Source organism: Streptomyces sp. SID10853, from assembly GCF_010548145.1.
GTDB lineage: Bacteria > Actinomycetota > Actinomycetes > Streptomycetales > Streptomycetaceae > Streptomyces.
The window spans coordinates 1-9,875 of record NZ_JAAGLN010000252.1; the positions used below are offsets into that span (position 1 = coordinate 1).

General features: G+C 71.2%; 10 protein-coding genes. 4 read left to right on the top strand and 6 right to left on the bottom strand.

Going from position 1 to position 9,875, the window contains the following annotated elements; all coding sequences use genetic code 11:
* On the bottom strand, positions 1 to 1,462 hold a 1,462-nt coding region (locus G3I19_RS30745; protein ID WP_164267008.1), incomplete at its 3' end, for a biotin carboxylase N-terminal domain-containing protein.
* A 47-nt stretch (positions 1,463 to 1,509) separates the two neighbouring features.
* Entirely contained in the window at positions 1,510 to 3,132 is a 1,623-nt protein-coding gene (locus G3I19_RS30750; protein WP_164267001.1) for a carboxyl transferase domain-containing protein, read from the bottom strand.
* A 142-nt stretch (positions 3,133 to 3,274) separates the two neighbouring features.
* Between G3I19_RS30750 and G3I19_RS30755 the strand changes: the two genes are divergently transcribed.
* The 3 genes from G3I19_RS30755 (at position 3,275) to G3I19_RS30765 (ending at position 5,466) form a co-directional block, all read left to right on the top strand.
* The gene (locus G3I19_RS30755) at positions 3,275 to 3,913 is read left to right on the top strand and encodes a TetR/AcrR family transcriptional regulator (RefSeq protein ID WP_164267002.1); all 639 of its coding nucleotides are present in this window, start codon (positions 3,275 to 3,277) and stop codon (positions 3,911 to 3,913) included.
* A gap of 92 nt (positions 3,914 to 4,005) precedes the next feature.
* Positions 4,006 to 4,785, top strand: a complete 780-nt coding sequence (locus tag G3I19_RS30760) for a phosphatase (RefSeq protein ID WP_164267003.1) — start codon at positions 4,006 to 4,008, stop codon at positions 4,783 to 4,785.
* Between the two features lie 111 nt (positions 4,786 to 4,896).
* Positions 4,897 to 5,466 (top strand): hypothetical protein, encoded by a 570-nt coding sequence (locus G3I19_RS30765; RefSeq protein WP_164267004.1) that lies wholly within the window; start codon positions 4,897 to 4,899, stop codon positions 5,464 to 5,466.
* Between the two features lie 65 nt (positions 5,467 to 5,531).
* On the opposite strand, the gene G3I19_RS30770 is transcribed toward G3I19_RS30765, so the two are convergent.
* Both G3I19_RS30770 and G3I19_RS30775 read right to left on the bottom strand, forming a co-directional pair.
* Entirely contained in the window at positions 5,532 to 6,443 is a 912-nt protein-coding gene (locus tag G3I19_RS30770) for an acyl-CoA thioesterase II (protein WP_164267005.1), read from the bottom strand.
* 59 nt (positions 6,444 to 6,502) lie between these two features.
* Entirely contained in the window at positions 6,503 to 7,660 is a 1,158-nt protein-coding gene (locus tag G3I19_RS30775) for an acyl-CoA dehydrogenase family protein (protein WP_164267006.1), read from the bottom strand.
* A gap of 403 nt (positions 7,661 to 8,063) precedes the next feature.
* On the opposite strand from G3I19_RS30775, the gene G3I19_RS30780 reads away from it, so the two are divergent.
* The gene (locus G3I19_RS30780) at positions 8,064 to 9,089 is read left to right on the top strand and encodes an NlpC/P60 family protein (protein WP_343235257.1); all 1,026 of its coding nucleotides are present in this window, start codon (positions 8,064 to 8,066) and stop codon (positions 9,087 to 9,089) included.
* A gap of 125 nt (positions 9,090 to 9,214) precedes the next feature.
* Here G3I19_RS30780 and G3I19_RS37785 read toward each other — a convergent pair whose 3' ends face one another.
* Entirely contained in the window at positions 9,215 to 9,385 is a 171-nt protein-coding gene (locus G3I19_RS37785; RefSeq protein ID WP_239074942.1) for a hypothetical protein, read from the bottom strand.
* Positions 9,386 to 9,538: 153 nt separating this feature from the next.
* The coding region (locus G3I19_RS30790; protein ID WP_164267007.1) for a helix-turn-helix domain-containing protein at positions 9,539 to 9,875 on the bottom strand (337 nt) is incomplete at its 5' end.

Here is a 9,875-nt window from a genome sequence, read left to right on the forward strand (position 1 = left end):
TCGGCACCGAGAACGGGTCGGTCCAGCCGCCCGGGTCCGGCTCGGGGGCCAGCTCGGCCCTCCGTACCGCGGCCGCCGCCGTGTACACCTCGGGCGGCACCGTGTCCGGTACGAGTCCGTCCGCCTCCCGCTCCACCAGACCGGTGTCCAGCTCGCCCGCGACGACCGCGGGGTGGGCGAGCAGCCGCCGCAGGAAGCCCGCGTTGGTCGGCACGCCCAGCGTGACCGTGCCGGCCAGCGCCGCCCGCAGCTTGCGCAGCGCCGTCGCGCGGTCGGGACCGTACGCGATGACCTTCGACAGCATCGGGTCGTACCGGCTGCCGACCTCCACGCCCTCACTGAGGCCCGAGTCGGTCCGCACGCCGTGGCCCTGCGGTTCGCGCAGCGCCAGCACCGTGCCGCCGGACGGCAGGAAGCCGCGGGACGGGTCCTCCGCGCAGACCCGCGCCTCGATGGCGTGCCCGGTGAGCATGATGTCCCGCTGCCCGAACGGCAGCCGCTCACCGGCGGCGACCCGCAGCTGCCACTCCACCAGGTCGAGGCCGGTGATCAGCTCGGTCACCGGGTGCTCGACCTGGAGGCGGGTGTTCATCTCCATGAAGTAGTACGAGGACGGGTCGGAGCCGGGGACGATGAACTCCACCGTGCCCGCGCCCGTGTACCCACAGCTGCGCGCCGCCTGGACGGCCGCCTCGCCCATCGCGGACCTGGTCGCCTCGTCCAGCAGGACCGAGGGAGCCTCCTCGATGATCTTCTGGTGGCGGCGCTGGAGCGAGCACTCGCGCTCACCGAGGTGCACCACGTTCCCGTGGGCGTCCGCGAGGACCTGGATCTCGATATGGCGCGGGCGGTCGATCCACCGCTCCACCAGCAGGGTGTCGTCGCCGAACGACGACCGGGCCTCGCGGCGGGCCGAGGCGATCTCGTCGGCGAGCAGCGCTTCGTCGCGGACGAGGTGCATGCCCTTGCCGCCGCCGCCCGCCGACGGCTTCAGGAGCACGGGCATGCCGATCTCCCGTGCGGAAGCGGCCAGTTCGGCGTCCGAGAGGCCGCTGCCCGAGGAGCCGGGGACCACCGGGACGCCCGCGGCCCGCACAGTGGCCTTGGCCCGGATCTTGTCGCCCATCAGGGAGATCGCGGCGGCGGGCGGCCCGATGAAGACCAGGCCCGCGTCGGCGCACGCCTGCGCGAACTCCGCGTTCTCGGCGAGGAACCCGTACCCGGGATGGACCGCCTGCGCGCCGGAGCGCGCCGCCGCGTCGAGCAGCCGCTCCACCGACAGATAGCTCTCGGCGGCGGGCGCGGGACCGAGCCTGACCGCGGTGTCGGCCTCCCGTACGTGCCGGGCGTCCGCGTCCGCGTCGCTGTAGACGGCGACCGAGCGGATGCCCAGCTCCCGCAGCGTGCGGATGACGCGTACGGCGATCTCGCCACGGTTGGCGATCAGAACGCTGTCGAACATGTCCACCCTCATCAGATCCGCGACCTTCATCACATCGGCCATCCCCGTCACATCCGGAAGACGCCGTAGCCAGGCGCTGTCCGGTCCTTCACGGGCAGCGGCGCGTTGGCGCAGGCGGTCAGCGCCAGGCCGACGACCTGGCGGGTCTCCAGCGGGTCGATCACGCCGTCGTCCCAGAGCCTGGCCGTCGCGTAGTAGGCGTTCCCCTGCTCCTCGTACTGCGCGCGGACCGGCGCCTTGAACGCCTCCTCGTCCTCGGCGCTCCAGTCGTCGCCCAGCTGGTCGCGCTTGACCGTGGCCAGGACGGATGCGGCCTGTTCGCCGCCCATCACGGAGATCTTGGCGTTCGGCCACATCCACAGGAAGCGCGGCGAGTAGGCCCGGCCGCACATCGAGTAGTTCCCCGCGCCGTACGACCCGCCGACGACCACGGTCAGCTTCGGCACCCGGGTGCAGGCCACCGCCGTGACCATCTTGGCGCCGTGCTTGGCGATCCCGCCCGCCTCGTAGTCCCGGCCGACCATGAAGCCGGAGATGTTCTGGAGGAAGAGCAGCGGGATGCCGCGCTGGTCGCACAGCTCGATGAAGTGCGCGCCCTTCTGGGCGGATTCGGAGAAGAGGATGCCGTTGTTGGCGACGATGCCGACCGGGTGGCCGTGGATCCGGGCGAAGCCGGTGATCAGCGTCGTCCCGAACTCCGCCTTGAACTCGGCGAACCGCGAGCCGTCCGTGATGCGCGCGATCACCTCGCGTACGTCGTAGGGCGTGCGTGAGTCGACCGGCACCGCGCCGTAAAGACCGGCCGGGTCCACCTTCGGCTCCTCGACCGGCTCCACGGACCAGGGGAGCGGGGTGCGCTCGGGCAGCGTGGAGACGATGGTCCGGACGATGCGCAGCGCGTGCGCGTCGTCCTCCGCGAGGTGGTCGGTGACCCCGGAGGTCCGCGAGTGCACCTCGCCGCCGCCCAGCTCCTCGGCTGTGACGACCTCGCCGGTCGCGGCCTTCACCAGCGGCGGGCCGCCCAGGAAGATCGTGCCCTGGTTGCGGACGATCACCGCTTCGTCGCTCATCGCCGGGACGTACGCACCGCCCGCCGTGCAGGAGCCCAGCACGGCGGCGATCTGCGGGATGCCGGCGCCCGACATCCGGGCCTGGTTGTAGAAGATCCGGCCGAAGTGGTCCCGGTCGGGGAAGACCTCGTCCTGCATCGGCAGGAAGGCGCCGCCCGAGTCGACCAGATACACGCACGGCAGCCGGTTCTCCAGGGCCACCTCCTGGGCGCGCAGATGCTTCTTCACGGTCATCGGGTAGTACGTGCCGCCCTTGACGGTGGCGTCATTGGCGACCACGACCACCTCGCGCCCGCTCACCCGGCCGATCCCGGCGATGACCCCGGCGGCGGGCGCCGACCCGCCGTACATGCCTTCGGCGGCCAGCGGCGCCAGCTCCAGGAAGGGCGAGCCCGGGTCCAGGAGGGTGTCGACGCGGTCGCGCGGCAGCAGCTTCCCGCGCGCCACATGGCGGGCCCGGGACTTCTCGCCGCCGCCGAGGCGCGCGGCTGCCAGCCTGGTCCGCAGCTCGGTGGCGAGCACGCCGTGCGCCGCTTCGTTGGCCTGCCAGGCCCCCGAAGCGGGATCGGCCGCACTCGTCAGGACTGGTGCCTGCTGCATCGGTCGGGTCCCCTCTGTTCTGCCCTGTTCTGCTCTGCTCCGGCGTGGATCTCGACCATCCCTACCCGGTCCGGGCGGTTAGTGATCGTTAACACCTGCGGTCAGGTTAACGCTCGCTAACCCCGCTGTCTAGAATGGAGCCATGAGCACCAGGACGGACGCCCCGACGCGGCGCGAGCAGATCCTCAAGGAAGCGGCGCGCCTCTTCGCCGAGCGCGGTTTCCACGGCGTCGGTGTCGACGAGATAGGCGCGGCGGTGGGCATCAGCGGCCCCGGCCTCTACCGCCACTTCGCGGGCAAGGACGCGATGCTCGCCGAGCTGCTCGTCGGGATCAGTGAGCGGCTCCTCGACGGCGGCCGGACACGGGCGGAGAGCGCCGTGGGCGGCCCGGCGGCGGTACTGGCCTCGCTGATCGACGGGCACATCGACTTCGCGCTCGACGACCGCCCGCTGATCACCGTCCACGACCGGGAGCTGGACCGGCTGCGCGACAGCGACCGCAAGGCGGTCCGCAGGCTCCAGCGGCAGTACGTCGAGCTGTGGGTCACCGTCGTACGCGAGCTGTACCCGCGCACCCCCGAGCAGGAGGCCAGGGCGGCCGTGCACGCGGTCTTCGGCCTGCTGAACTCGACCCCGCACCTGGGCACCGGCGGCCTCCCCGGCCGGACCGCCACCGGCGCCCTGCTGCGCCGCCTGGCACACGGCGCGTTCGCGGCGCTGGACGGGACGGCGGGCACGACAGCGGGCGGGGTGGCGGACGGGGCAGTGGCGGCCGGCTGACGGGGCGGCGGCCGACGTACACCTGTGCGGCAACGCGGCCCTGCTCCGATACCGGACTGACGGGGAGAGGCCCTGGCGTCCACAATGGGCTCATGCCGATACCCAGCCGCGCCGAACTCGTCGACCACCTGGTCCGCACCCGGATCGCCGGAAACGTAGCCACGCCCCGCGACAACAACCTCGCGCACTACCGCAAGCTCTCCAACGGCGACCGGCACTTCTGGCTGGGGCTCGAACTCGGTGACCGCTGGGTGGACGAGCAGGACGTGCTCGCCGTGATGGCCGAGCGCTGCGGCGTCAACGACGACCCGCAGCACCGGCACGGCCAGGACACCATCGACCCCGAGCTGACGGTCGACGCCCTGGACCGGATGGCGGCCCGGCTGCGGAAGGCCGCCGAAGCCGGCGAGAGCGTGCTGTTCGCCACCGGGCACCCGGGCGGGCTGCTCGACGTGCACCGGGCCACCGCGGACGCGCTGCGGGCGGCGGGCTGCGAGATCGTACGGATCCCGGGCGGGCTCAGCGCCGACGAGGGCATGGTCTTCCAGTTCGCCGACGTGGCGATGCTGGAGCGCGGCGCGACGCTCTGGCACACCCACTCGCCCGAGCCGATGCGGGCCATCCTGGACGGCCTGGAGCGCGCGGGCAGGCCGCTGCCCGACCTGGTCGTCGCCGACCACGGCTGGGCGGGCTGCGCCGGCCAGCGCGGACTGGACTCGATCGGCTACGCGGACTGCAACGACCCGGCGCTCTTCCTGGGCGAGGCCGAGGGCACGCTCCAGGTCACGGTCCCGCTCGACGACCACGTCACGGACCCGCGCTTCTACGACCCGATGACGGCGTATCTGCTGGACGCGGCGGGGCTGGGCTGACGCCGTATTGCCGACGCTTCGCGGCTCTCGTTACGTTGTCGGTGTTCGTACACGCGGGAGCACAGGGGGCGGCACGGGGTGTCCGGTTACACGTATGCCATCTTCATCGCCGTGGCTGCGTTCGCCTGCGCGCTGATCGACGGGGTGCGTCTGTGGCGGCTGGCGTCCGCCGGGGGAGGCGCCGACAGCGACAAGGCGGTCATGTTCGGTGTGATCCGCGTCGCCGGGTGCACCGTACTCGGGCTGGTCCTGGCGGTCATGTACTGGCGGGGCGCCGATGACGCGCGGTGGAGCGGCGACGAGGTGCTGCACGAGACCCAGAAGATCGCAGCGGACATCGAGGACGGACCGGCGCCGACGGAGTCCCCCGTCGAGGAAGGGCAGCCGGACCAGGGCGTCTTCACCACCTTGGTCGACAACGAGACGGAGTCCGTCGTCAAGGGGGCGGGCCTCGCGCTGAGCGCCCGGTCGGTGCCGCCGCCGGAGGGCGCTGCGGACAGTTACGTGATCACCGGCACCAAGCCCGGCCAGGACGGTTCGGCGGAGCCCACGAAGTCACAGGCGTGCCTGGTGTTCGTCTCGGCGGCGCGGGTGCCCGACGACCTGCCGAGCGGGGCACCGGACGCTGTCCGGGTCCCGCAGTACAAGGTCAGTACGAAGGTCACCGCAGGGCACTGCTGACGCCGCCGACCGCGCGCGCCGGTCAGCGGCCCGGCCGTCCCGTCACCGCGGGTACAGCCGTCCCCTCACCGCGGGACGCGGATCACGCCCTCCTGGATCACCGTGACCGCCAGCTGCCCGTCCTGGGTGTAGATGCGGGCCTGGCCGAGTCCGCGGCCGCCGGACGAGGACGGGGACTCCTGGTCGTACAGCAGCCACTCGTCGGCCCGGAACGGGCGGTGGAACCACATCGCGTGGTCCAGGCTCGCGCCCACCACGTCGCCGACCGCCCAGCCGCCGCGCCCGTGGGCGAGCAGCACCGAGTCGAGCAGCGTCATGTCGGAGACGTACGTGGCCAGGCAGACATGCAGCAGCGGGTCGTCCGCCAGCTTTCCGTCCGTGCGGAACCAGACCTGCGAGCGCGGCTCGCGCGGGGTGCCGACGCTGCCGAACGGCGGGGCGTCCACATACCGCAGATCGACCGCGGCCCGTGCCTCGATCAGCCGGTCCACGACCCCCGGCTCCAGGAAGCGGTCCGCGTACCGGGGCAGCATCTCGGCCGCCGTCGGCAGGGTCTCCGGGTCGGGTGCGTCCGGCATGGCCGTCTGGTGGTCGAGGCCCTCCTCGTACGTCTGGAACGACGCCGAGAGGTGGAAGATCGGCTGCCCGTGCTGGACGGCGACGACCCGGCGTGTGGTGAAGGAGCGGCCGTCGCGGATGCGGTCGACCGTGTACACGATCGGCGCGCCCGGGTCGCCGGGGCGCAGGAAGTACGCGTGCAGCGAGTGGGGCAATGGGGCATCCCCCGGTCGAGCGGAGCCGAGAGCCTGGGAAAGGTCGCCGGGCACGGTGCGCCCGGCGGCGACCAGGGCCTGGGCGGCGACCTGGCCGCCGAAGACGCGTGGCACGACGGCCGAGCGGCTCAGACCGCGGAAGATGTCCTGCTCGATCCGCTCCAGGTCGAGCAGATCGAGCAGGGACTCGAGTGCCTGGTTCATGAGGCCATTTCTACAAGTTCTACAAGTTCTACAAGCTGTTTCAGCGGTGTTCTGTACCGCTACAGACCCATGCTCTTGGCGATGATCATCTTCATGACCTCGCTGGTGCCGCCGTAGATCCGGTTGACCCGGTTGTCGGCGTACAGGCGGGCGATCGGGTACTCGTTCATGTAGCCGTAACCGCCGTGCAGCTGGAGGCACTTGTCGATCACGCGGTGGGCGACCTCGGTGGTGAAGAGCTTCGCGGACGCGGCCTCGGCCGCCGACAGCTCGCCCAGGTCGTGTGCCTCCAGGGCGCGGTCGCAGACGGCCTCGGCCGCGTCGACCTCGGCCTTGCAGGCGGCCAGCTCGAACTTGGTGTTCTGGAACGACGCGACCGTCTTGCCGAAGACCGTGCGGTCCTGCACGTACTCCTGGGCGAAGCGGACGGCGGCAGCGGCCTGCGCGTACGCACCCACCGCGATGCCCAGGCGCTCCTGCGGGAGGTTCTGGCCGAGGTAGGAGAAGCCCTTGTTCTCCTCGCCGAGCAGGTCGGCGACCGGCACCTTCACGTCGGTGAAGGACAGCTCGGCGGTGTCCGAGGTCTTGAGCCCGAGCTTGTCGAGCTTGCGGCCGACCGCGTACCCCTCGGACTTGGTGTCGACGACGAGCAGCGATATGCCGTGCCTGCGGTCCTCGGGGGTCGGGGCGGCCGTGCGGGCGCAGACGATCACGCGGTCGGCGTGCACACCGCCGGTGATGAAGGTCTTGGCGCCGTTGAGCACGTAGTGCGTGCCGTCGTCCGAGAGCTTGGCGGTCGTCTTCATCCCGGCCAGGTCGGAACCGGTGCCCGGCTCGGTCATGGCGATGGCGTACATCGCGGCGCCGCTGACGAAGTCGGGCAGCCAGCGCTTCTTCTGCTCGTCGGTCGCGTACGCCTTCAGATACGGCAGACAGAGCGCGACGTGCACACCGGAACCGCCGAAGGAGACACCGGCGCGGGCGCACTCCTCGGAGATGATCGCCTGGAACTTGAAGGACTCCTCGCCGGCGCCGCCGAACTCCTCGGGCACCTCGATACCGAAGATGCCCAGCTCACCGAGCTTGTAGTAGAACTCGCGGGGCGCCTGGCCCGCGGCCAGCCACTCGTCGTACACGGGCACGACCTCGGCCTCGATGAAGGCCCGGATGGTGTCCCGGAACGCCTCGTGGTCCTCGTTGTAGACGGTACGGCGCACGGAAGGCTCCTCTGCGGTTCAGGCGTGGCCCCGGGCCTGGTGGGCTCCGGTCGGCCGCTTCTGCTAAGCGCTTGCTCAGTCGAAGTTACCGGGAGGTCACCGGGGCTGTCCAGGGTGAGCCTGCGCACGCCCGCCCGGGCCGGGCTTTCACCACGGGCGGTCAAGCCGCCGCTACGCGCCGTGTGATGTGAGTAAAGAAGTGCGTCGTGTGGAGACTTTCTTCCTGTGAAGGCTGTGATGGTCACGAGATGGTCACTAGGTTGGGCATCGAACCTTCGCGCGATCGATCACCCAATCGGGGTGACAGCGAAGGCACCGCCGAGTCCGTGATGTGCACGGAGCCGGGGATTCGCTTCCCCCCACAGCCCGGTAGGCGGCTCTGAGGAAGAAGGAGCTCGCCTTCGTGGCGTCCCACCGTCGTCCCAAGCAGCCGAGCCGCGCCCGCGTGACCGTGCTCACCGCGACCGCCGCTGCCGCCGTGGCCCTCACCTCCCAGGCGGCCCAGGCCGACCCCAAGCCGACCAAGAGCGAGGTGAAGGCGAAGGTCGACAAGCTCTACGACGAGGCGGAGGTGGCCACCGAGCAGTACAACGGTGCCAAGGACCAGCAGGAGAAGCTGGAGAAGCAGACCGACGCGCTGCAGGACAGGGTGGCCCGCGGCCAGCAGGAGCTCAACACCCTCCGGGCGGGCCTCGGTTCGATCGCCGCGTCGCAGTACCGCGACGGAGGGATCGACCCCTCGGTGCAGCTCTTCCTCGCCTCGGACCCGGACACCTTCCTCGACAAGGCCACCGCGCTCGACCAGTTGACGGCCAGGCAGGCCGAGTCCCTGGCGAAGATCCAGAAGAAGCAGCGGGTCCTCGCACAGGAACGCACCGAGGCCCAGGGCAAGTTGCACGACCTCGCGGACGTCCGCAAGAAGCTCGGCGAGAAGAAGAAGCAGCAGCAGGCCAAGCTCGCCGAGGCGCGGAAGGTGCTCAACACCCTGACCGCCGCCGAGCGTACGAAGCTGCGCGCCGACGACGCGCGCGCCAGCCGCGACGCGGGTGAGCGGGTCGACCTCGGCCACGAGGCCCCCGCGTCCGCCCTCGGCGCCGCCGCCCTCCAGGCCGCCGCGACCCGGGTGGGCAAGCCGTACGTCCGCAGCGCCACCGGCCCCAACGCCTTCGACTGCTCGGGCCTGACCCAGTGGGCCTACAGCCAGGCCGGCGCCCAGATCACCCGCACCACGTACACCCAGATCAACGAGGGCACCCGCATCTCCCGCAGCCAGCTCAAGCCGGGCGACCTGGTCTTCTTCAACAACACCCAGCACGTGGGGCTCTACGCGGGCAACAACACGGTGCTGCACGCCCCGTATCCGGGCGCCTACGTCCGCTACGAGTCGATGAACACCATCGGCGGATTCCAGGCGGCGGTACGGATCTGACCCGCAGAGCAGACGGCTGAGCCGCGCACGGCCAGCGAGGCGGACCGCTGCCCTTGAGCGCGGTGACGAGGGAGGCCCGCCCGGCCCTGGCCAGGACCAGGGCCGGGCCGTGGCGCCGTGCTGCTTCAGAGCTCGGGAATGAGTACGCGAAGTGTGCGCTCCTGCCCGAGCAGCCAGTCGTTCACCGAATGCGCTGCGCGCCTGTTCACGTTCCGGGTTGTGATGTGTTCCGGGGCTTCCTTGACGGCACGGAGGTCTTCCTCCTCGACCATGACCGTCGTCTTCTTGAGTGCCATGGGGTGATGGTGCCCCCGCCATAACCATGGTGCCGAGCGGCAGCTGAACCAATGCGGCGAGTCAATCGCTCGTCCGGCTGGAGGCTGACCGACTGTGGCGCGCGGCTCGTTGATGCGGCGCAGGGGACCTTCACCGATGGAGTGGCCGAGCTGTCACGCCCGCCGCAGCGCGACCCACAGTTCCGTGCGTACGTCCATGTCGTCCAGGTCCGAGCCGAGCAGGGTCGCGCAGCGGCCGATGCGCTGGCGGACCGTGTTGCGGTGGATGTTCAGGGCCACCGCCGTGCGGTCCCAACTGCCGTGCAGGGAAAGCCAGGTGCGCAGCGTGTCGAGCAGCGACTCGGGTGGCGGGTCGCCGAGTGGGGCGAGCAGGGCGCGGGCGTGGGCCGCTGCCTCGGCAGGGTCGAGGAGGGCGGCGAGGCCCGTCGTGCCGTGCCGGGAGAGCGGGGAGCGGGTCGCCGTCGCGTGCCGCAGGGCCCGGCCGGCCTGG

What these genes read in the sequence shown, in the direction of transcription:
- G3I19_RS30750 (WP_164267001.1), bottom strand. Translation starts at nt 3,132, where the DNA reads ATGCAGCAGGCACCAGTCCTGACGAGTGCGGCCGATCCCGCTTCGGGG.
- G3I19_RS30755 (WP_164267002.1), top strand. Translation starts at nt 3,275, where the DNA reads ATGAGCACCAGGACGGACGCCCCGACGCGGCGCGAGCAGATCCTCAAG.
- G3I19_RS30760 (WP_164267003.1), top strand. Translation starts at nt 4,006, where the DNA reads ATGCCGATACCCAGCCGCGCCGAACTCGTCGACCACCTGGTCCGCACC.
- G3I19_RS30770 (WP_164267005.1), bottom strand. Translation starts at nt 6,443, where the DNA reads ATGAACCAGGCACTCGAGTCCCTGCTCGATCTGCTCGACCTGGAGCGG.
- G3I19_RS37785 (WP_239074942.1), bottom strand. Translation starts at nt 9,385, where the DNA reads ATGGCACTCAAGAAGACGACGGTCATGGTCGAGGAGGAAGACCTCCGT.